The sequence below is a fragment of the Bacillus sp. HMF5848 genome, from assembly GCF_003944835.1.
GTDB lineage: Bacteria > Bacillota > Bacilli > Bacillales > HMF5848 > HMF5848.
In genome coordinates this window covers 4,413,468-4,435,860 of record NZ_RWIV01000001.1, presented here as the reverse complement: position 1 = coordinate 4,435,860, position 22,393 = coordinate 4,413,468, and the positions used below count along the sequence as shown (strand labels likewise).

Below are 22,393 nucleotides of genomic sequence, written 5' to 3'. Positions count from 1 at the left end.
TGTCCGAACAAATTGTAAAAGCATGTGACATTTTTGTCACATGCTTATTACATTTATAAACTCATTTTTTTTCGGAAACGTTAGCAGAAATGTTGTTCCTTCGTGAAGCTGAGATTGTACTTCTATTTTTATAAGCAGCACTTTGGCTACTTTTTTTGTTAAGTACAGCCCCATGCCCGTTGCAGCGTTGTCATGGTGCCTAGTTGTTGACGTAAACCCTTTGTCAAAAATGCGTGGCATGTCCTTTGCGTCAATACCACGACCAAAATCCTGCACTTCAACCACAATGCGTTCGCCTCTTGGATAGCTTTTGATCGAAATATCTGTACCATTACTATATTTAATAGCATTTGTTAGAAGCTGTCTAAGTATAAATGCGATCCATTTTGAATCGGTGACAACATGGGTAGCCTCTAATTGAAGATCAAAGCCAATCCCCTTCTGGCGACACCAATTATGCAAATCGCGTATTTCTTTATGTATGATTGGTTTTAATTCTACATGCTCAATGTATAAGTCATTCTCAATATTTAAAATGCGAGTTTGATGTAATTGCTGATCAAGAAGTAAGTGGATGCGTAACCATTCATATGTTAATTGTTCTTTCAAAGCCTCATCTTGTATTCTGTCTATCATAAGATGCATAGCGGTAAGTGGTGTTTTTACTTCATGAATCCAAGCTAGTCTACTTTCCTGTTCTTCCTCGAGTATTGAAATATGTATGGAGCGCTGTGTTTTAAGCTGCTCAGAAGTTGCTTCAAGCTTTTCTTTTACCATTGCTTCAAAAGGGCTATTAGGATGATTTACTATCGTTTCACAATCCCAGCCTTCTAAACTTTTGTAAAAGCGGGTTTCATTGTGATAGCGAAACAGGATGAAAAATAGAAACAGTAAGACTGAGATGAAAATGGCATATAAAATAGCTCCTAACGGAATCGATGAGTCAATGTACGTTACAAAAAGAAGCAATATATGCATAGAGAAAAAGAACAGTATCCAGCTTAAACGTTCTTTTAAGAAGTACTTAATCATGGGCTTGTCCGCCCTCTTCTATGGCCATATACCCTTGCCCCACCTTCGTTTCAATATAAGTCCCTAATCCAATGTCACCTAAGTGCTTTCTTAACCGGTTTACGTTAACTGTTAACGTATTATCGCTAATAAACCGTTCATCATCCCAAAGAGCCTTCATCAAACTCTCACGGCTGATAATTTTATTTTTTTGCTCGATAAGCTGCTTTAAAATAAACATTTCATTTTTTGTCAACTCTATCGAGCCTCTATCATTAGTGACCGTGTTACTTTCATAATCTATCGTTGCCCCGCACCAAGTTTTTAATTTAATTTGACTTTCCGTATTGTAGTTATAAACACGGCGAAGAATAGCCTGAATCTTTGCAATGAGCACTTCAAAATGAAACGGCTTCTGAACAAAATCATCGGCGCCCAACTGCATCGACATAACCATATCTGTTGGGTGATCTCGCGATGAGAGAAAGATAATTGGTACATTTGAATGTGAGCGAATCATACGGCACCAATGAAAGCCATCAAATTTAGGAAGCTGAATATCTATGATAACTAAATCTGGTTTAATAGTAGTAAATTCCTGCATCACATTTGCGAAGTCCGTAATCCCATACACATCGTAAGACCAACCTTCTAAACGCTCCTTTATCTCTTGAAACAACGTTGTATCATCCTCGATCAACAGTAGTCTGAACATGAATCTCACCTCGAACAATATTTTCCATTAGTTAAAGTGTATAGCAAATAGTAGGCAGCTGTCACCATGATTAAGAAGTGAGCTTGGATGAAGGACAGACTCAGGTCGTTTTCGCATCTTTAATAATGTAGTGAGCAAGGGTGAGTATTACGTTATAATTTTTGTTAAATATTAGGCATGTTTATTGGTCCATAACATAATATGAATAGTAATATTTGACATTTATATTTTCCGGTATTTATAATGTTATTAAAGTGAATATAGGATAGATTCTCAATACAATTTACAAAGACTTTTACATATGAGCACTCAAGCAATGGAAGCATTGTTTGTGTGAAAATATGAATCTATGTCTTTGAAATGAGATTGAAATAAATCGGTATATATCACCACTTATTTGTGGTGTTGTATGCCGATTTTTGTGTTTTATTCGGTGCAAGAGGGGCAAAAATTATTTAAGGTTGCATTTGCGTGGGGTGTTTGTCGACTAGTTACCCAATTCGTGTCGAGTACGTACCCAATTGGTGTCGAATAAATACCCAATTCGTGTCGAATACGTACCCATTTGATGTCGAATAAATACCCAATTCGTGTCGAATACGTACCCAATTGATGTCGAATAAATACCCAATTCGTGTCAAATACGTACCCAATTAAAGTGTTTCTCTCTTAATGAGGGGATATTCAATTGTTGACGCTCAGTCAATAATGCGATTTTTATCGGGAGATCTGTACCGACCATTGTAAAAATAGGTGACGGTAGGATAAACCGACTATTTATAGGAGTTGCCAAGTTGTGTGTAGCGCACTACATGGCGCGTGACCCTTATAGGTAGTCGGTTTTTTTTATATATTAACTTGTTTCTTTAGGTTCTTATTTTTACTAATAAAAGGAGGCATCAGCCATGGATTGTTGGATGTGTGAAGGACATGGAGATTTGTTGTATGAAGAGGTTTATAAAAATGGAGAGTATGTTGGATTGGTGCTAGAGCGAACATCAATAGAGCTTACACTATGTCCATTGTGTAATGGTAGTGGATTTATTGAAAGTATAGATTAATAGGTAGTGCCAATAAGTGAAAAACGCAAGGGGAAAAATGGTTGGGAATCTATCTCAAAACTTTGAGAGCAATTGCTCTTAATACTACGAATGAATAGAGGGAGGCAGTTAATATGAAAAAAACACCGATTACAGTTGCGTACGGCGATGGCATTGGGCCAGAAATTATGTCTGCGACATTAAACATTTTAGATGCAGCCGGGGCACAGCTTGATATAGAAACAGTAGAGATTGGTGAGAAGGTCTATTTACGTGGTGGCATGAGTGGCATTGAACCCTCTGCTTGGGAATCGTTACGTCGGACTAAGGTGTTTTTAAAGGCACCAATTACTACACCTCAGGGCGGTGGATATAAAAGCCTTAACGTAACGACACGAAAAGCGCTAGGGTTATACGCAAACGTCAGACCAGCCGTTTCGTATTATCCCTTTGTCCAAACAAAGCATCCAGAGATGAATGTGGTGATTATCCGTGAGAACGAAGAGGATTTATATGCGGGTATTGAACACCGTCAAACGAATGATGTGTATCAATGCTTGAAGCTCATAACGCGGCCGGGAACAGAGAAGATCGTTCGCTACGCATTTGAGTATGCACGTAGCAACAAACGGAAGAAGGTGACGTGCTTTGTAAAGGATAACATTATGAAGTTGACGGATGGCCTCTTTAACAAAGTATTTGAAACAATCGGGCAGGAATATCCAGATATTGAAAAAGAGATGTGGATAGTGGACATTGGGGCAGCTAAGCTTGCTGCGAGCCCTGAAAATTTTGATGTTGTTGTCATGCCGAACTTATATGGTGATATTATTTCAGATATTGCGGCACAAATTTCCGGATCTGTCGGATTAGCTGGTTCGGCTAACATTGGCAATCATTGTGCAATGTTTGAGGCTATTCACGGCTCAGCGCCACGTAGAGCGGGGCAAAATATTGCCAACCCATCGGGATTATTACTAGGATCTGTTATGATGCTTCAGCACATCGGGCAAGTGGAGGTAGCTGAACGAGTTCATAACGGCTGGTTAAGAACGATAGAGGAAGGAATTCACACATACGATATATATAACGAGGGTGTGAGTAAGAGCAAAGTCGGCACAAAGGAATTTGCGAATGCTGTTATATCGAATTTAGGGAAAATACCTGAAACGTTACCATCGGTCTCTTATAAAAAAACAGACGCGTTTAAATCAATCAGTTCAACTAAGGTAAAAGCAGATAAAAAGCTTGTTGGTGTCGACATATTTTTAGATTGGGACAATGGGAGTCCCGAGCAGCTTGGTAGGCAGCTAGAGCTTATTTCACTGGGGAAGCTTGCTTTACAAGTGATTACAAATCGTGGCGTAAAAGTGTATCCGGATGGTTTCCCAGAAACATTTTGCACAGACCATTGGCGTTGTAGGTTTTTACGTGATGATGGCCAGCCAATTCTGGAGAGTGATATCGTGTCACTTTATCAAAAAATTATAGAAACTGACTTTCAAATTATAAAAACAGAGAATTTATACACCTTTGATGGTGAGCCCGGATATTCGGCAGTACACGGATAATATCATCCAAGACTAACAAAAGGTTCCAAAAACGACCATTATGTTATATTTTTTTGAAAATATCTTGAATTTTTTAAAGGATACTTCACATTTAATTCACAATCAAAAAGCTATTCTAGTAAAAAAACCAAAAGAAATTGAGGGAGAAGTAGTGGATTTGTATATCCACTACTTTTTTTAGCGAAAACCCTCATTCTATATAACATTCACACTGTGTAAACGAAGAAAAGAACCTTTGAAAGTTCAAATTCACCTCATATATATAACATGCTTTTTTGGTACAATTTTCATTGTGAAATAATTAACATAACAAATTAACAGATATTTAAACATTTCTACAGGAGGGATTACGTTGACAGAATTATTTTTGGCGAGGCTACAATTCGGAGCCACCACAATCTTTCACTTTTTATTCGTGCCAATGTCTATTGGGTTAGTGTTTATGGTTGCGCTAATGCAGACATTTTACGTTGTGAAAAACCAAGAGATTTACAAGAAAATGGCAAAGTTCTGGGGGCACTTATTTTTAATAAACTTTGCTGTTGGTGTTGTTACAGGTATTATTCAAGAGTTTCAGTTTGGTATGAACTGGTCAGAGTATTCAAGGTTTGTAGGAGACGTATTTGGCGCACCACTTGCTATTGAAGCGCTATTAGCATTTTTTATGGAATCTACTTTTATAGGTTTATGGATTTTCGGCTGGGATCGATTGTCTAAAAAAGTTCACTTAATGTGTATTTGGCTCGTATCGATTGGAACGATGTTTTCTGCATTATGGATTTTAGCTGCGAATGCATTTATGCAAGAGCCGGTGGGAATTGTTATTCGAAATGGACGAGCAGAGATGAATGACTTTTTCGCTCTTTTAAAAAATCCACAGCTGCTTGTTGAATTTCCTCACGTTATCTTCGGATCATTAGCAACAGGGGCATTCTTCATTGGTGGTGTAAGTGCGTATAAACTGTTGAAAAAACAAGAAGTTGAAATCTTCAAAAAGTCCTTTAACTTTGCAATGGTAGTTGCCATGGTGGGTGGTTTAGGTGTGGCTCTTAGTGGGCATGAACAAGCACAACATTTAATGGAGTCTCAACCAATGAAAATGGCGGCTAGTGAGGCATTATGGGAGGACAGTGGAGATCCTGCCGCTTGGAATATGTTTGCTATTATTGACACAGAAAATCAGCGCAATAATTTTGAAATAGCTATTCCATTTGCATTAAGTTATTTAACGTATGAAAAGCTTGAAGGATCCGTGCCAGGTATGCTTACCTTGCAAAAACAATATGAAGAAAAGTATGGACCAGGAAACTATATTCCACCTGTAAAAACAACATTTTGGAGCTTCCGAATCATGGTGCTTGCAGGAATGATTATGCTACTCGTAGCAGCAATGGGGCTCTGGTATAGCTACATAGAAAGACTAATGTCAAAAACGTTGTATCTTAAAATCATGGTCGGCCTTATTTCATTTCCGTTCATAGCAAATACAGCTGGATGGATCATGACAGAAATAGGACGTCAGCCTTGGACGGTATTTGGGTTGATGACTACGTCGGCATCGATATCACCGAATGTATCAGTGGCATCTTTATTATTCTCATTCATTGCATTCACGACTATATATACAGCACTGGCGGTCGTATTGGTGTACTTGTTTGTAAAAGAAATTAAAAAAGGCACAGAGCATCATTATGCTGTTCAAGATGATATTAATGTATCTGTCGACCCATTTGACAAGGAGGTGTATCAATAATGGCCTTAAGTGAATTATGGTTTATATTAGTAGCTGTTTTATTTATCGGTTTCTTTTTTCTAGAAGGCTTTGATTTTGGCGTAGGGATGGCTAGCAGATTTCTAGGGAGAAATGAATTTGAACGAAGAATACTTGTGAATACAATCGGCCCTTTCTGGGATGCAAATGAAGTATGGCTATTAACAGCGGGGGGAGCAATATTTGCCGCGTTCCCTCATTGGTATGCAACAATGTTTAGTGGATATTATATTCCATTTGTGTTCGTCCTTCTTGCCCTGATCGGTAGAGGGGTTGCGTTCGAATTTAGAGGAAAAGTGGAAGACATTCGCTGGGTAAAATCGTGGGATTGGATCATCTTTATCGGTAGTATTTTACCGCCTTTCTTATTTGGCGTCTTGTTCTCTAGTATATTAAGAGGAATGCCGATTGATGAAACGATGACATTGCGCGCAGGATTTACTGATTATGTTAACGTGTATACTGTTGCAGGTGGCGTTGCTGTTACACTATTATGTTTTTTCCACGGTCTTATGTTTACAGCCCTAAAAACAGTAGGAGATTTGCAGGAGCGTGCGCGTGAATTAGCGGGGAAGGTTATGTATGCCTTGCTTCTTGCACTAGTAGCATTCGTTGCTTTATCTTACGTGGAGACAGACTTATTTACTTTCAGAGGGAATGTGACAATACCGATGATTGTTGGGGTTGTTATATGTTATGCAGTTGCTATTCTAATGCTAAAGCAAAAGCGTGATGGAATCACATTTATTCTTAGTGGCGCTGGAATTGCTCTTACAGTAGCTTCTTTATTTGTAGGACTTTTCCCACGAGTGATGATTAGCTCTTTAGGAAGTGCCTATGACTTAACGGTCTATAATGCTGCATCAGGGGCGTATTCACTAAAGGTCATGACCATTGTAGCCTTTACGTTGTTACCCTTTGTGCTAGGATACCAAATATGGAGCTATTATGTATTTCGTAAGCGTGTCGATGGGAAGGACATGGTTTATTAATGGATAAAGATTTACTTCGATATAAAGGCATGAAAACTATCTTATCTACTTTAATTGGATTAAGCATTCTTCAAGGAGTGTCCATCATTCTGCAGGCCATATGGCTTGCAGAGGTGGTCACTCATCTTTTTAATAAAGGACCTATTCATATGGTCTATTCGGAAATGCTATATTTTCTCCTGACATTTCTTATGCGGCATGCCATTCATCACCTCAAGCAAAAGATTGTCTTTAAATACGCAGACACAATAGGTGCAGACTTAAGAAATAAAGCTTTAGACAATCTTTTTCAACTGGGGCCTCGGGTTTCAAAGAAGCTAGGTACAGGAAATGTAGTGACTCTTTTGTTAGAGGGAGTGACACAGTTTAAGCAATACATCATGATATTCCTACCCAAAATGTCAAGCATGGCGGTTGTTCCTGCTTTAATCGTTATTTACATTCTTCTGCAAGACCGTACTTCTGCTATTATTCTCATTGTAACGCTACCAATTCTGATCATGTTCATGATTTTACTAGGATTAGCTGCTCAAAAAAAAGCAGACAAGCAATGGAGTATGTACCGTGTGTTATCAAATCATTATGTGGATTCATTACGAGGACTAGAGACGTTAAAGTATTTAGGACGAAGTCGAGCACATACAGATAAAATTAAAGATGTTAGTGAACGTTATCGAAAAACGACAATGGGCACATTGAAAATGGCTTTCTTATCGTCATTTGCAATGGATTTCTTTACGATGCTTTCCGTCGCTACCGTTGCGGTGTTTTTAGGCTTACGACTAGTTGAAGGGGAAATGACGTTACAGGTCGCGCTTGCGATATTAATTTTAGCGCCAGAGTATTTTTTACCTATTAGAGAAATAGGATCAGATTATCATGCGACTTTAAATGGTATGGAAGCGGGAAAGAAGCTATTAAACATTGTCTCAATGCCAAAGTTTCAATACAAACAAGGTAAGCCGCTTAAAGTGTGGAATCAGTCCTCCTATTTAAGAATTTCGTCTGTTGCTGTTCAGCATGATGAAGAAAGTGCCCCTTCCCTTACAAATGTGAATGTAACGTTAAATGGTTTCAAAAAAGTTGGTATCGTAGGAGAAAGTGGTGCAGGTAAATCAACGTTAGTTGACGTTATTGGTGGATTTGTTGAAGCGAGTTCAGGCCAGATTGGGATTGACGGCCAATCTTTTAATCATTTACAGCGAGAGGATTGGCAGAAACAACTAAATTATATTCCTCAGCATCCATATTTATTTCATGAAACGATTAGGCATAATATTGCTTTTTATAAGCCAGATGCATCGGAAGAAGAGGTTAGATGGGCAGCGCAACAAGCAGGTCTTACTAAAGTTATTGAGGAGCTGCCACATGGTTTGGATGAAAAAATTGGAGAAGGAGGGCGTATGCTAAGTGGGGGACAAGCACAACGTGTTGCCATCGCGCGTGCTTTTCTTGATAATCGGCCGATATTATTATTAGATGAACCAACAGCTCATCTTGATATTGAAACAGAATATGACCTGAAACAAACGATGTTATCGTTGTTTGAAGAAAAGCTAGTTTTTCTTGCTACGCATAGACTTCACTGGATGGAAAACATGGATTATATATATTTCCTCAAGCACGGTGAGGTTGCTGAAGAGGGTACTCATGAACAATTAATACAGAAAAAAGGATATTACTATGAAATGGTTCAAACGCAAATGGGGGATATGTCATGAATGACAAAGGATGGATTGTTCCTTACTTAAAAGAAAACAAGCTGCTACTCATATGTGTCGTATTATTAGGGCTTGTAACGGTGTTTGCAGCGTCGTTTCTAATGTTCACGTCGGGTTATTTAATTTCGAAAGCAGCTACAAGGCCGGAAAATCTGCTACTCATTTATATTCCGATTGTAGGGGTCCGAACATTTGGTATCACTAGAGCGGTTTCTCGTTATGTGGAAAGGCTAGTTGGACATAACGTCGTTTTAAAAATCCTTTCTAACATGAGGGTAAAGGTGTATCGGAACATTGAGCCAAATGTACTGCATCCTTCTATGAAAATAAAAACAGGAGATGTATTAGGTTTGTTAGCAGATGACATTGAGCGTTTGCAGGACATCTACGTAAAAACAGTGTTTCCTAGTTTAGTTGGCTTGTTTTTATATGGAATATGTATTATTGTGCTTGGTCTCTTCTCCTGGCCATTTGCCATATTAGTGGCAATCCTTGCAGGTGTACTCGTATTTTTATTCCCATTTGTGTCGCTATTAGTGACGAAGGCAACTGTGAAAAAAATAAAAAACAATAGGCATACATTATATGAAAAGTTAACAGATGCCATATTAGGTATAAGTGAATGGCAATTTAGCGGACGACAAGCAGCATTCATTAAAGACTACGAATCGCAAGAGCACGAGTTATTATTGCTAGAGCAAAAGCGTGCGAGTTTTATTAGGTGGAGATTTTCTCTTGCGCAAGTAGTAATCGCAAGTATGGTAGTAGTTATGTTGTTTTGGACCGCTGCCGAAACGTCAGGGGGGGCTTTTGCACATACGCTTATTGCAGCGTTCGTCTTAGTTCTATTCCCTTTAACAGAAGCATTTGTACCTTTATCGGATGCTGTTAGTGAAATTCCTTCTTATCAAGATTCAATTGACCGTCTTTCGAGGCTACCTGATTCAAATGAGACTAAGCAAGAGGACATAATCAAGGATACATGCAATATTAAGTTACAGCTTAAAAATGTGTCGTTTCAGTACGAAGAAAATCAAACAGTTAATAACGTATCCTTTACAATGAATCAAGGAGATATTATAGCGTTACTCGGACCAAGTGGTGCTGGTAAGTCTACCATCATGAAGCTTATTCAAGGCGTGTTATTGCCTTCCAGTGGATCTGTGACAATGAATGGTGTTCATACAAGTCAAGTAGGCTCTTTTATACCTAATTTGATAGCTATTTTACAGCAGCAACCCCACTTGTTTGATACGACGATATTAAATAATATTCGACTCGGCAATCCAAATGCGTCGGATGAAGATGTATATGAGGCGGCTAAACAGGTGAAGCTACACGATTATATTTCATCATTGCCAAAAGGTTATCACACTCCCATGCATGAAACAGGCATGAGATTTTCTGGTGGGGAGAGACAACGCGTCGCGTTAGCAAGAATTCTTTTGCAGGACACCCCCGTTGTCATTTTAGACGAGCCAACAGTAGGGCTGGATCCTATCACAGAAAAACAGCTGATGACAACTGTATTTGAAGTGCTGCAAGGTAAAACAATTTTATGGATCACACATCACTTAGCGTTTGTGCATATGGCAGACCAAGTACTATTCCTTGATAAAGGGGAAATTGTGTTGCAAGGTACACATGAGCAATTAATGAATACAAATACACGCTACGCACGATTATATGAACTGGATATGCCTAGGTCAAAAAGCGTAGTATGAAATTGTAGGGGAGTCACAAGTAGGTTAAACCTATTTCTGAGCCCCTTTTTTCTATTTTTTTATAATAAATAAAAAAAGAAAGAAAGAATAACCACGTGCATGTCGAAGTAATATATTAAATTTGTATGCATTCTTAAAAAAAGGTCTTGGGGTGATGGCAATGATTAAAAAGCTTGGGTATGACAAACATGTACAGCTTGAACACAATGCGAAGCGTTTATGTGGTCTTTGGTTAGTATTCATCGGAGGAGTCATTGTACTTGCGACTGTAATAGGAGGCCCCTTTGTTTTAAATCCCTTTATTTTCATGATAGGTTACGGAGTAGGTATATACCTTACCGATTTTAATAAATGGGTGCAGCAGAAATTCACTGATGGGGATTTGTCGAAGTTTCAATTGAAGATGTCCAAGTATGGTGTCATGTCCTTATTTCCTTTAATGTTCATGTTGGGAGGCCCTTTTATCCCGAGTGGAGACTGGAGGATGGTTTGGTTGGGCACATTTTTAGCAACAGGCATTCATTTTTTCCCATTTTACTATGTGCACGGTAAATCCATGATTTATCTGGCTATTGTATGTTCGGTATTGGCAATCGTCGGAATGTTCATGAAAGAAATTCCATTCATCTATTTTGGCATAATGGATGGCGGTGTGAAAACTATATTCGGAATTTATTTATTATTTTTCACAAACCGAGTTACTAGTAACAACTCGCAAAATAAAAATGCCTTCAAGTTAAACAGATCCGTTTGATTATAGGGAATAAACAATAAATAACAGGTCTTTTAGAGATGGATGAGCACTCTTATTCGTATCTCTTTTTTTCTTTTCATATTCGAAGAGAGCCCTTAATGAAAGTGAGACGGATTCAATGAAAATGTTTTACGATGGACAAGAAGAGAGCCATGATTTCAGATGTGAAATCATGGCTCTTTTCAGTGTGAATTTAAGTTAAATGCAAATCCATTTTTTCTCCGCCTTAACAAGAGTTATCAAAGTGCTTAAGTAGGCGAGATGAAGGCGTTATATGGAGGGCGTATTATTACCTGATATAAAATGCTCGAACACAATATGTGAATAACGAGTTCTGCACCATTCTACTATCATTGTTTATGTTGTATGAATTGGTAACGTTTTTTTGCATTTATCTTAACTGATAATTGACTTCCGTTGTGCAGTAACCTACCATACATAATTGTTAAATCTTATTTAACGCTTGCTTTAAATCTTCTATTAAATCCTCACTGTCTTCAATGCCAACAGACACTCGAATCAATCCATCGACAATCCCTAATTCATTACGTCGTTCTTTTGGGATGGAGGCATGTGTCATTTTAGCAGGAACAGAAATTAAGCTTTCCACGGCACCAAGACTTTCTGCAAGTGTGAAAAAGGAGGTGCCTTCTAAAACTTTGTCCGCTGCTGCTGCACTACCTACATCGAATGAGATCATACCACCAAATCCACTCGCTTGTTGTTTGGCTATGTGATGACCCTTATGGTTAGGTAAGCCAGGATAATAGATGGTACCTACTTTAGGATGCTCTTTTAAAAATTGAACAATATCGTGTGTGTTTTTTTCAATAGCTTCCATTCGTAGTGCTAATGTTTTGATACCACGCATGAGCAACCAAGAATCCTGAGGGCCAAGAACTCCGCCAACAGAGTTTTGGACAAAATGCAAATCCTCTGCTAAGCTTTCAGTCTTAACTACGACTAAGCCAGCAACCACATCACTATGCCCTCCGATATATTTAGTCGCGCTATGAACGATAATATCTGCACCTAAATCAAGAGGCTGCTGCCAATATGGTGTAGCAAATGTGTTATCAACAATTAACAATAAGTTATTTTCTTTAGCAATGTTTGACATCGCTTGTATATCAGTGATTTTTAAAAGAGGGTTAGTCGGTGTCTCAATGTAAAGGGCCTTTGTATTAGGTTGAATAGCCTCTTTTACTTTATCAGGGTTACTTGTGTCTACAAAGGTGTGCTCAATATTATAGCGATTTAGCACCTTTGTCATAAGACGGTACGTGCCACCGTATACATCATCAGTCATGATGATATGATCCCCGGCATTTAGTAGCATCATCACGGCACTGATGGCGGACATACCTGAGCCGAAAGCAAATCCAGCTGTTCCATTTTCTAAGTCTGCGATGACTGTTTCAAGAGCATATCTTGTTGGATTGCCTGTTCTAGAGTATTCATATCCGCTATGTTTACCTGCCGCTTCTTGTTTGTACGTACTTACTTGATAAATAGGCACAGAGACGGCACCTGTTACTTTATCGCCAGTGATGCCACCATGCACCATTTTAGTCTTACGTTTCATAAGAAAACTCCTTTATTAATGTTCTATATAGTAGTAGGCTAGCTCCAGTACTAAGGCTTCGATGTCTGATGGACGTCACCTTTTAGTATGAGGACCGATACTAGAGTATGCTTTAGAAGCTTATCGGTTCTTAACAAAGCCCTTGTTCTTCTTTAGTAAGAATAAATATCTTTACTCAAATACCGCTCGCTGCTATCAGGAAAAATGGTAACGATGTTTGTGCCTGCTTTTGCAACTCTTGCTTCTTGCAAGGCAGCGTAAAAAGCTGCACCTGATGAGCTACCAACGAGAAGGCCCTCTTTTTTAGCTAACTGTTTAACATACGCAAACGCATCTTGATCCGAAACGGTGTGAATCGCATCAAAATAACTAGGATTCATATACTCAGGGAGGAATTCCATGCCAATTCCTTCTGTATCATGCGACCCAGCTTCCCCACCAGCTATTACGGATCCCTCAGGTTCAACAATGCATGTTTTTATTTGTGCCTTCATTTCTTTCAAGAACTGAGCTGTTCCCATAAAGGTTCCCCCGGTACCTGCACCAGCAACAAACACTTGAACGTCCCCGTTTAAATCGTGCCATATCTCTGGTCCTAGTGATTTATAATAGGTTCTTGGATTAACAGGGTTAGAGAATTGCTGAGGGGAATAACTATTTGGTATCTCCTTTAGCAATTGCTCTGTTTTTGCAATCGCACCACTCATGCCGTCATTCGTTGGTGTATGAATGATTGTGGCACCGAGTGCTTTCATTAAAGCCTGCTTTTCTTTGCTAAACTTCTCGGGTACACAAAAGATTACGTTTATCCCGTGGTCAATAGCTGCCAACGCAAGGCCTATACCAGTATTTCCAGCAGTTGGCTCGATTATCGTACCACCTTTAGACAACTTTCCTGTTGTGAGCGCATCTTCAATGAGTTCACGCCCTAACCGGTCCTTGATACTACCTCCTGGATTATAAAACTCTAACTTTGCAAATATACGAACACCCTTCGGAAGGGGGAATTTCGTAATCTCAACTAACGGTGTGTTTCCGATTAATTGATGTACATTTTTATACAAAGTCATACTTTAATAGCTCCTTACTCAGCAAAAACTTGATGCCACTCGTTTTTCCCAGCTAGCATCTTAGCTGCTATTTCTTTCGCTCCTTCAAGACTGTGGTTGGCTGCCCAGCCACATTGCACTTCATTACAAGCGGGTACTTCATCAGCTGCTAGAACATCAAGTAGTGTTTTTTCAAGTGCATGAACAACGTCATCAAAGCTATTATTATTTAAAATTGCCAAGTAAAAGCCTGTTTGACACCCCATCGGGCTAATGTCTAGTACATTATCAATATGGTTGCGAATATTTTCAGCCATTAAGTGCTCAATAGAATGAAGGCCAGCCATATCCATATGCTCTTTATTTGGTTGGCAAAATCTAATATCGTACTTATACACTTGGTCTCCCTTTTGACCAGTCGTTACGCCAACAAGGCGAATATAAGGTGCTTTTACCTTTGTATGGTCTAGATTAAAGCTTTCTACATTCATTTTTTTTGTCATGTTATATCACTCCTGTAATTATTGTTTTTCAGCTACCATTAACCAAACAAATTCATTCATCTTGTCAAATTTTATAGAAAAGCCGTTGTCTTCAAACATGGCTCGTAAATCGTCAAGCATGGCATAATACTCTGTTGATAAGTCTTGTAAAAGGTCATTAAAGTTATTTGCCTTTGCTTTATTGAAAATTGATTGCTTAGCTTCTTCGCTTTCATAAGCAGTATCAGCGAAAATTACCTTTCCTCCAGAAGAAAGCAAGTTTGCAAATTGCTTGATTGCTAGGTTTTTTTCATCGTCTGTTAAGTGATGAAAGGCGTATGAACTAACAATCGAGTCAATAGGTGAATCTATACTAGGGTAATTTAAAAAATCCCCATCTAGAATGTGCATGGTGGGAAGTTTAGTTTGGGCTGCTTCACGCATAGCGGCTGAAGGCTCTATACCTATAACTGTATGACCAGCTTCTATAAGCTTATTAGACAGATTACCTGTCCCGATTCCAAACTCAAGAACGATGCCCTTCGCTTCGGATGTCACTCTATCTAAAATAGATTCATATCCATCGAATACCGCTCGATATTGTGGGTCATATCCTGCCACTGTGGCGTCGTAGGTGGTTGCCCATGTTTCAAATAAATCAACGAACTCTCTACCCATATCATTCATCTCCCGTAAAGGTTTGTTTTAATTCATACTAATATACTATGAATAGTAGGGATTATTGTTAACACTATATCACATAAAATATTGCTAAATCAATTTGTTTGTTTTTAAAGGAACAATTTATTGCTTTTATCAGAGGATAAAACATGATGTCGCATAATGAATTATGCTTTCCTTCAAATTCAAAATACTAGACGTATAGGGGCTTAATAAAGAGGATAATACTTTCTTTATAAGCTAATTCAATTTGTATTTGAAACTTACTAAGGGTAAGATGAAGATTCAGATAAAAGATAATTGAAAAAGGTATGAGTCTAGCAAAAAAAGTTGCTAGTTAATATAAATGTTAGGATGAGATGATGTCAAAAGAGGTAGCAGTTAAAATAGGTGTAAAGTATGCTAAGCAATACAAAATGGGATATCCACTAATACAAGAAAAGGCGATTATGAATAAGCAAGTATTATCACAAGAAGGCACAATTATGAGGCTTATTGATGAGAAAAATACGTTTATTGCAAAGGCATTTTACGGCAAACAAAATAAAGGATATGGCTGGGTTTTAACGCATACGGAGGAAGAAAAAATTGACCAATCATTTTTTCAAAGAAAATTAGAAGCGGCGATTCATAAGCGGGAAAAGTTATTTGCCGATAAAGACACAACAGCATTTAGGGTGTTCAATGCAGAAGGTGATGGGATTGGTGGGTTAACCATTGATTATTTCGCTGGGTATTACTTAATCAATTGGTATAGCATCGGTATTTATCAATTTCACGAATATGTACTTACGTCGCTAAATAACCTTGTTGACTACAAAGCGATTTATCAGAAAAAACGATTTGACACGCACGGTCAATATATTGAAGAGGATGGATTCGTCGCGGGTCAAAGAGGTGAGTTTCCCATTATCGTGAAAGAAAATGGCGAGAATTTTGCTGTTTATTTGAATGAAGGAGCGATGGTGGGGGTATTTCTTGATCAACGGGAAGTAAGGCGAACGATACGAGATAAATATGCAGCAGGAAAGCGTGTATTAAATACTTTCTCCTATACGGGGGCATTTTCAGTATTCGCTGCAAAAGGTGGCGCTTTAAAGACAACAAGTGTGGACTTGGCCAACCGAAGTTTAGCAAAAACAATAGAACAATTTAGTATTAATAACATTGACTACGAAGCACAAGACATTATTGTTGAAGATGTATTTCATTATTTTAAATATGCAGCCAGAAAAAAATTGAAGTTTGATGTGGTGATTCTCGATCCTCCTAGTTTTGCTCGGTCAAAGAAATTCACCTTCAGTGCTGCTAAAGATTATAAAAATCTTCTGAAAGAGGCTATAACAATAACGAGTGATAACGGTGTAGTTGTAGCATCAACAAATTGTGCTACATTTAATATGAGAAAATTTAAAGAGTTTATCGAGACAGCTTGTAAAGAGTCAAATGTGACTTATACAATAAAAGAAGAATTTACACTTCCCGAAGATTTCCGTACAAGTCCATCATTTAAAGAAGGCAATTACTTAAAAGTGGTGTTTTTTCAAATTGCACGTCAAAAAGGAGAATAAAACGTAATGTAAAGAGCTTGGTTTCGTATACAAGCTCTTATTATGCGCGAAAATGAGTGGGAGTCTTTTGCGCAAATAGGCGAGGAAGCTGCGCGAATAAGTGGTAAAGTTGCGCAATTAGGCAGGGAAGCTGCGCGAATAAGGAGAAAAGTGATGATCTGCAAGTAGCCCTTACTACCAAGAATACTATAAAAGCGATTCCACAAATTAAAGCACTAAATGGCCAAATCGAAAACGACTCATTCCATTATGGAAGGAAGGGATAATTATGATCCATATTGAAACCGAACGTTTACTTTTGCGTGACTGGATTGCGACGGATTTGAATGTTTTTAGGGAGATGAATGCAGACCGAGAAGTCATGGCTTACTTCCCTAACACACTAACGAACGAAGAAACAGACCGCTTTTATCATGCTATTCAACGTGAATGGCAAACGGAGGGGTACGGTCTGTATGCGGTAGAAGTAAAACATACACATCGCTTTGTTGGTTTCATTGGCTTTCATAAAGCGACCTTTGAAGCGGATTTCACACCTTGTGTGGAAATAGGATGGCGACTAGCAAAGGCAGCTTGGGGACAAGGTTATGCTACAGAAGGAGCAAGCGCATGCTTGGAACACGGATTTCGGCATCTTGGCCTCCATGAGGTGTATAGCTTTACATCAAAAATAAATCAACCATCAATTCATGTGATGGAAAAAATAGGGCTGCAAAACCTTAAGGAATTTAATCATCCGAAACTATCTCCTACAAGTAAGTTATCAAGGCATGTATTATATCATATAGCAAAATCAGATTATAAATATCCAGTAACTTACTAGAAATAGCTTCTTCATAGCTATTTCAAACTATATGTAAAACGAATATAATACTTGTATTGTAATTAAAAGTCACAATCTGGGGGGATTGCATTGACAGAGAAACAATTTTGCAGAACACTCATTGTTGACGATGAGATTTTGATTCGCCAAGGCATTAAGCATTATTTAGATTGGGAGCAAGAAGGATTTCAAATTGTCGGAGAGGCTTCGAACGGTGAGGAAGCACTTGCGATAATTGATGTTGTTCACCCACACATTATCATTACGGATATCATGATGCCGATTATGGATGGGGAAGAACTTACAAGAATTGTGAAGGAAAGATACCCACACATTGAAGTTATTATTTTAAGTAGCTATGGTGAATTCGACTATGTTCGCTCCACATTTCAGAGTGGAGTCGTAGACTATATTTTAAAGCCAAAGCTTGACGCGAAGAGCTTATTACAGGTATTACGAAAAGCGGCCAAACGCATTCCTTCTCTGAATATCGTGGACCAAGTCAGCGGTCACCAACGTATTGAGCACATTATAGATAGACTACTAGCGGGCTATGAACCACTCCATGATTTAAGCGCCATGAATGAAACCTTTCCTTTTGACTGTTTCCGCTTATTAGCTATCAAGCCAACCATTATTTTTAGCTATGAATCTTTGAAGGAAAACGTGGTCGACCGGATGACCACAGAGCAGGATATTGCCGCTTACCATATCCCGTCGATTAAAGAACAAGTTGTGTTTCTTCTTAATTACAATGAAAAAACGGATATTGTCAACAGCATGAATGAGTGGCTAGTAGAAAACAACTTACAAGGTGCTCTTACCGAAATGTTTATAGATTTACTCGAAATTGAAAACGCCTACAATAAAGGGTTGAAAACTTTATTGCAAGCTCATTTTTATTTGCCGAATAGTAATCTGTTAGTGGAAAAACATTTATCGAAGCTAGACATTACGTTTGAGAGCTTCAATTTAGATTGGTTTATAGAAGAGTTTAAGCGAGAGCATTTTGCTGAAACGTTTGATTATTTAATGAAACATGCCGCACTAATGTCAGGCCATTACACACTAGATATTTATGAGTACAAGGCTTTTTTTAATAACATCATATTTAACATAGCTGTTTTGCTTAACAATATGCAATATGATGTGAAGGAATTAGAAAGTAAAAAGTATGTTTTCTTTAAAAGAATTGATGAGGCACATAATGCGCAAGAAGTTGTTGATGTGTTGAGTGAGTATATAGAAAAAGTAAAAGAATGCATTCAAACAAAACATGGACAAGCTCAAAATCCTAACATGCAGCTAATTAAGGAGTATGTAGAGGCGCACTATGCGGAGTCACTTACTTTAACTGAAGTGGCCAAGCATTTTCATTTTAACCCTTCTTATTTGTCTAGCTTCTTTTCAGCGCACAACAACGAGAGCTTTGTAGAGTTTTTAAGTAGGGTTCGAATAGATAAGGCTACTAAACTTTTAGCAAATCATGATATAGCCATTTCTGATGTTGGGGAGATGGTTGGGTATTCTGATCACAGCTACTTCTGTAAAGTATTTAAAAAAATAAAAGGACAGTCACCAAGCCAATATCGCAGAAAGAAAAAATTCTAATAAGAGTGGTTTAATATGAAATTAATTCCTGAAAAATATAAATACAATGGTTTGTTTATTATCATGTTCGGTGTAACTTTTTTAATGATAATAATCGTGTCCGTTACCATTACTTTGACTACAATCCGTATGTCGGAACAATTCTTCTTAGAGAAATTTAGTATTACGAATGCTAAAGTCATCAATCAAATTAAGGATAGCTTGGAGTCTTTTAATTATTCCATCGTTTTGGCCTCTAATAACCTTTTGCAAAGTGGAACTATTAAAGGGTTTCTCACGGAAAAAGAAACGAATGCAGAAAAAATGCTTTCGATATACAACGTATCTGAACAAATGAAACGAATTAAATCGAATTTAGATGCTTACAAGATTAGTGCGATTATAACTGGTCAAAATGGTATGATTTACTCCACGAACAGAGAATACTGGCCGATTTCAGATGAAGATTTAAAGACTAGTATGATTACTCGTAAAACGTTAATTGAACCGAAAAAGCTGATGTATCATTATGATTATCGACCACAGCTTGGGAATAAATCGTACATCGTCGCATCAAGGGCCTTAATGGTACGCATATCTGGCCATGTATATGGCTCCATGTATATCGCTATGGAAGAACGAGAGTTTCGGAAGCTATTTAGCAATTACACAAGTCCTGGTAATGATGCTTTTATCGTTAATAAAGATGGCATCATAGTTTCAAGTAGTCGGGATGAACTAATTGGGAGGAAAGATACGCAGCTTTTAACATATGTGGATAGAATTCAAGACGGCTCTCATAATTATATTGTCGATACGTTTATGGATAAAGACTATATCATTTTAGCTGAGTATTTACCGTCATTTGATATGTATTTATTTAACACGATCGATAAGGAGCTGGCTATAGGAGATCTTATTGATAAAAAGAAAATTTTCTTTATATCGATGGGTGTTGTTTTTATTGCGTTAATTATCGTCTTTTTAGCAACAAGAAGGCTAACAAACTCATTATCGAATCTTGTAAGACAAATTGCGAGTACTTCAAAGCACGATTTCCATCAATATGTATCTGTTACAGGCACATATGAAACAAGGAAAATTGGACATGCATTTAACGCTATGCTTGATGAACTGCATGAATACGTTGATCAGCTTGTTTTGTCGCAAAAGCAGAGGCGAAATGCTGAGCTAGCGGCTTTGCAGCAGCAAATAAATCCTCATTTTTTATACAATACGTTAACGTCAATAAAATTTATGGTCATGCAAGGAAGTAAAGAAGAAGCAAATGAAACGATTAATGCGTTAATTTCATTACTTCAAAATACTTTAGGGCATATTAATGAGACCGTAACAGTCGAGCAAGAGGTCGAGAATCTAAAAAATTATGTGCTCATTAACCAAAAGCGTTATGGAGAAAGAGTGAAGGTGAATTACTTTGTTGCACCAGACTGCTCGGATATTCACATTCCTAATCTCATATTACAGCCTTTTATTGAAAATGCATTTTTCCATGCTTTTAATCGAAAGCAATCAGGAAATATCAATGTTTTTGCTTGGAAGGAGGATAAATCGCTCGTCTGTGAAGTGATGGATAACGGAGATGGTATGGAGTTGACCGATAATAGTACTTTACCAGCTTCAAAACGTAAGCAGCAGCGGTTTACAGGCATAGGTATTCATAATGTAAATGAACGTATCCGCCTTATATACGGTGACGAATATGGTGTAACTATTCATAGCGTGCTCGGAGAGGGCACAACGGTAAGGATTACAATTCCAATATAAAAAAAGTCATAAAATATAAAAATAGTCAAAGTATTTACAAGTAAGCGTTTTCATGTCGTAAAAATAAGACAAGTTTAGATTAATAATGTCCTAACAGGTAAAACCCTCAAGGTGCTAACATTAAAACTGTAAGAGATAGCGCTTACAAAAAACTTAAACATCCATATTTGGGGGGAATAATAGTGAAAAAGCTGTTAGCACTATTTTTAGTTACTTTGTTGTTTTTAGCTGCATGTTCTTCAGGAGCTAGTAATGAAAGCACAACGAATGACTCTGAAGGCAAAGATACTGAGAAAACAGATGAAACAAACGAAATAACAATTTGGGCTTGGGATCCAAACTTTAATATTAAAGCATTAAATCTTGCAAAAGACGCATATCAGTCAGTTAACCCTGACCTTAACGTGACAATCGTTGAAAACGCACAAAATGACATCGTGCAAAAGCTTAACACTAGCTTAAGCTCTGGCACTACAAAGGGCTTACCAAACATCGTGTTAATTGAAGATTATCGCGCACAAAGCTTTTTACAGGCGTATCCTGATGCGTTTGAAAAATTAACAGGTGCATTCAATGCAGATGACTTCGCATCGTATAAAATCGCAACGACTAGCTTAGACGGAGAAAATTATGCGTTACCGTTTGATACGGGCGTAACTGGTTTATATGTAAGAACGGATTATTTAGAGCAAGCAGGCTACACAGTAGAAGATGTTACAAACATTGACTGGGATCAATATATTGAAATCGGGAAAAAAGTGAAGGAAGCAACAGGAAAGCAAATGCTATCACTAGATCCTAACGACTTAGGCTTAGTACGTATGATGATTCAATCAAGTGGTAAGTGGTATTTGAAAGAAGACGGTGTAACACCTGATTTAGCTGGAAACGAAGCGATTAAAGAAGCGTTCTCTATCTACAAGCAACTAATTGAGGCTGACCTAGTTAGACCTAACTCTGATTGGAGCCAATTCTTAGCCGGCTTTAACAGTGGAGAAGTAGCTTCTGTACCAACAGGTAACTGGATTACACCATCTATTAAGGCTGAAGCATCTCAATCTGGTAAATGGGCAGTTGTAGGACAACCAAGTTTGCCTGGCATGGAATCAGTCAATGCATCTAACTTAGGTGGAAGCTCATGGTACGTATTGAATGTACCTGGTAAAGAGCATGCGGTAGATTTCTTAGCAAAAACTTTTGGTTCTGATGTTGAGTTATACCAAAAGTTCATTAAAGAAATTGGAGCAATGGGTACGTACAAGCCTGCTGCTGAAGGTGAAGCTTATCAAGGTGCTGATGAGTTCTTCGGAGGACAAGCTATTATCGCTGACTTTGCTGCATGGACGGAAGAAATTCCTCAAGTAAACTATGGTCTACACACGTATGCAATCGAGGACATACTTGTTGTTGAAATGCAAAACTATCTACAAGGAAAAGACATTGATAAAGTGCTAGAAGATGCACAAAAACAAGCTGAAGCACAAATTAGATAGTTTAGTTTGTAAGCACATCTAGTACGAATAAG

Annotated in this window: 18 protein-coding genes; 12 read left to right on the top strand and 6 right to left on the bottom strand. The window is 38.0% G+C overall.

The window, feature by feature from the left end:
* Positions 1-36: 36 nt before the first annotated feature.
* Together EJF36_RS20805 and EJF36_RS20800 are read right to left on the bottom strand one after the other, a co-directional pair.
* Positions 37-1,032: a sensor histidine kinase gene (locus EJF36_RS20805; protein ID WP_125908135.1), complete on the bottom strand. Its 996-nt coding sequence runs from the start codon at positions 1,030-1,032 to the stop codon at positions 37-39.
* A complete protein-coding gene (locus EJF36_RS20800) occupies positions 1,025-1,726 on the bottom strand; it encodes a response regulator transcription factor (protein ID WP_125908134.1) in 702 nt (233 codons plus the stop codon). Before EJF36_RS20800 ends, EJF36_RS20805 begins: the two co-directional genes overlap by 8 nt.
* Positions 1,727-2,631: 905 nt before the next feature.
* Here EJF36_RS20800 and EJF36_RS21685 point away from each other — a divergent pair.
* The 7 genes from EJF36_RS21685 (at position 2,632) to EJF36_RS20770 (ending at position 11,299) form a co-directional block, all read left to right on the top strand.
* A complete protein-coding gene (locus EJF36_RS21685) occupies positions 2,632-2,787 on the top strand; it encodes a hypothetical protein (protein ID WP_185806992.1) in 156 nt (51 codons plus the stop codon).
* Positions 2,788-2,900: 113 nt separating this feature from the next.
* A complete protein-coding gene (locus EJF36_RS20795) occupies positions 2,901-4,337 on the top strand; it encodes an NADP-dependent isocitrate dehydrogenase (protein WP_125908133.1) in 1,437 nt (478 codons plus the stop codon).
* Between the two features lie 352 nt (positions 4,338-4,689).
* Positions 4,690-6,090, top strand: coding sequence for a cytochrome ubiquinol oxidase subunit I (locus EJF36_RS20790; RefSeq protein ID WP_125908132.1), 1,401 nt, complete (start codon positions 4,690-4,692; stop codon positions 6,088-6,090).
* A complete protein-coding gene (gene cydB, locus EJF36_RS20785) occupies positions 6,087-7,100 on the top strand; it encodes a cytochrome d ubiquinol oxidase subunit II (protein WP_125908131.1) in 1,014 nt (337 codons plus the stop codon). Before EJF36_RS20790 ends, cydB begins: the two co-directional genes overlap by 4 nt.
* Positions 7,100-8,821, top strand: a complete 1,722-nt coding sequence (gene cydD / locus EJF36_RS20780) for a thiol reductant ABC exporter subunit CydD (protein WP_125908130.1) — start codon at positions 7,100-7,102, stop codon at positions 8,819-8,821. The genes cydB and cydD overlap by 1 nt, the downstream gene beginning before the upstream one ends.
* Complete coding sequence (cydC, locus tag EJF36_RS20775; protein WP_125908129.1) at positions 8,818-10,545, top strand: thiol reductant ABC exporter subunit CydC; 1,728 nt, start codon at positions 8,818-8,820, stop codon at positions 10,543-10,545. Before cydD ends, cydC begins: the two co-directional genes overlap by 4 nt.
* 160 nt (positions 10,546-10,705) lie before the next feature.
* Positions 10,706-11,299, top strand: coding sequence for a DUF6609 family protein (locus EJF36_RS20770; RefSeq protein ID WP_125908128.1), 594 nt, complete (start codon positions 10,706-10,708; stop codon positions 11,297-11,299).
* 445 nt (positions 11,300-11,744) lie between these two features.
* On the opposite strand, the gene EJF36_RS20765 is transcribed toward EJF36_RS20770, so the two are convergent.
* From EJF36_RS20765 to EJF36_RS20750, 4 genes are all read right to left on the bottom strand, one after another.
* Entirely contained in the window at positions 11,745-12,884 is a 1,140-nt protein-coding gene (locus EJF36_RS20765) for a bifunctional cystathionine gamma-lyase/homocysteine desulfhydrase (RefSeq protein ID WP_125908127.1), read from the bottom strand.
* Between the two features lie 152 nt (positions 12,885-13,036).
* Positions 13,037-13,954 (bottom strand): PLP-dependent cysteine synthase family protein, encoded by a 918-nt coding sequence (locus EJF36_RS20760; RefSeq protein ID WP_125908126.1) that lies wholly within the window; start codon positions 13,952-13,954, stop codon positions 13,037-13,039.
* Positions 13,955-13,968: 14 nt separating this feature from the next.
* Positions 13,969-14,436: an S-ribosylhomocysteine lyase gene (locus EJF36_RS20755; protein WP_125908125.1), complete on the bottom strand. Its 468-nt coding sequence runs from the start codon at positions 14,434-14,436 to the stop codon at positions 13,969-13,971.
* A gap of 18 nt (positions 14,437-14,454) precedes the next feature.
* Positions 14,455-15,093, bottom strand: coding sequence for a class I SAM-dependent methyltransferase (locus EJF36_RS20750; protein ID WP_125908124.1), 639 nt, complete (start codon positions 15,091-15,093; stop codon positions 14,455-14,457).
* A gap of 365 nt (positions 15,094-15,458) precedes the next feature.
* Between EJF36_RS20750 and EJF36_RS20745 the strand changes: the two genes are divergently transcribed.
* The 5 genes from EJF36_RS20745 to EJF36_RS20725 all read left to right on the top strand — a co-directional run bounded on the left by EJF36_RS20745 (position 15,459) and on the right by EJF36_RS20725 (position 22,361).
* Positions 15,459-16,667 carry a class I SAM-dependent rRNA methyltransferase gene (locus EJF36_RS20745; protein ID WP_125908482.1) on the top strand — a complete coding sequence of 403 codons (1,209 nt, stop codon included), beginning with the start codon at positions 15,459-15,461 and terminating at the stop codon, positions 16,665-16,667.
* Positions 16,668-16,935: 268 nt separating this feature from the next.
* A complete protein-coding gene (locus tag EJF36_RS20740) occupies positions 16,936-17,490 on the top strand; it encodes a GNAT family N-acetyltransferase (protein WP_125908123.1) in 555 nt (184 codons plus the stop codon).
* A 90-nt stretch (positions 17,491-17,580) separates the two neighbouring features.
* Positions 17,581-19,101 (top strand): response regulator transcription factor, encoded by a 1,521-nt coding sequence (locus EJF36_RS20735; protein ID WP_125908122.1) that lies wholly within the window; start codon positions 17,581-17,583, stop codon positions 19,099-19,101.
* A gap of 15 nt (positions 19,102-19,116) precedes the next feature.
* Positions 19,117-20,868, top strand: coding sequence for a sensor histidine kinase (locus EJF36_RS20730; protein ID WP_125908121.1), 1,752 nt, complete (start codon positions 19,117-19,119; stop codon positions 20,866-20,868).
* A gap of 182 nt (positions 20,869-21,050) precedes the next feature.
* Positions 21,051-22,361 (top strand): ABC transporter substrate-binding protein, encoded by a 1,311-nt coding sequence (locus EJF36_RS20725; protein WP_125908120.1) that lies wholly within the window; start codon positions 21,051-21,053, stop codon positions 22,359-22,361.
* Positions 22,362-22,393: the final 32 nt, after the last annotated feature.

What these genes read in the sequence shown, in the direction of transcription:
- EJF36_RS20770 (WP_125908128.1), top strand. Translation starts at nt 10,706, where the DNA reads ATGATTAAAAAGCTTGGGTATGACAAACATGTACAGCTTGAACACAAT.
- EJF36_RS20805 (WP_125908135.1), bottom strand. Translation starts at nt 1,032, where the DNA reads ATGATTAAGTACTTCTTAAAAGAACGTTTAAGCTGGATACTGTTCTTT.
- EJF36_RS20765 (WP_125908127.1), bottom strand. Translation starts at nt 12,884, where the DNA reads ATGAAACGTAAGACTAAAATGGTGCATGGTGGCATCACTGGCGATAAA.
- EJF36_RS20795 (WP_125908133.1), top strand. Translation starts at nt 2,901, where the DNA reads ATGAAAAAAACACCGATTACAGTTGCGTACGGCGATGGCATTGGGCCA.
- cydC (WP_125908129.1), top strand. Translation starts at nt 8,818, where the DNA reads ATGAATGACAAAGGATGGATTGTTCCTTACTTAAAAGAAAACAAGCTG.
- EJF36_RS20730 (WP_125908121.1), top strand. Translation starts at nt 19,117, where the DNA reads ATGAAATTAATTCCTGAAAAATATAAATACAATGGTTTGTTTATTATC.
- EJF36_RS21685 (WP_185806992.1), top strand. Translation starts at nt 2,632, where the DNA reads ATGGATTGTTGGATGTGTGAAGGACATGGAGATTTGTTGTATGAAGAG.
- EJF36_RS20800 (WP_125908134.1), bottom strand. Translation starts at nt 1,726, where the DNA reads ATGTTCAGACTACTGTTGATCGAGGATGATACAACGTTGTTTCAAGAG.
- cydD (WP_125908130.1), top strand. Translation starts at nt 7,100, where the DNA reads ATGGATAAAGATTTACTTCGATATAAAGGCATGAAAACTATCTTATCT.
- EJF36_RS20755 (WP_125908125.1), bottom strand. Translation starts at nt 14,436, where the DNA reads ATGACAAAAAAAATGAATGTAGAAAGCTTTAATCTAGACCATACAAAG.
- EJF36_RS20760 (WP_125908126.1), bottom strand. Translation starts at nt 13,954, where the DNA reads ATGACTTTGTATAAAAATGTACATCAATTAATCGGAAACACACCGTTA.
- EJF36_RS20745 (WP_125908482.1), top strand. Translation starts at nt 15,459, where the DNA reads ATGTCAAAAGAGGTAGCAGTTAAAATAGGTGTAAAGTATGCTAAGCAA.
- EJF36_RS20740 (WP_125908123.1), top strand. Translation starts at nt 16,936, where the DNA reads ATGATCCATATTGAAACCGAACGTTTACTTTTGCGTGACTGGATTGCG.
- EJF36_RS20750 (WP_125908124.1), bottom strand. Translation starts at nt 15,093, where the DNA reads ATGGGTAGAGAGTTCGTTGATTTATTTGAAACATGGGCAACCACCTAC.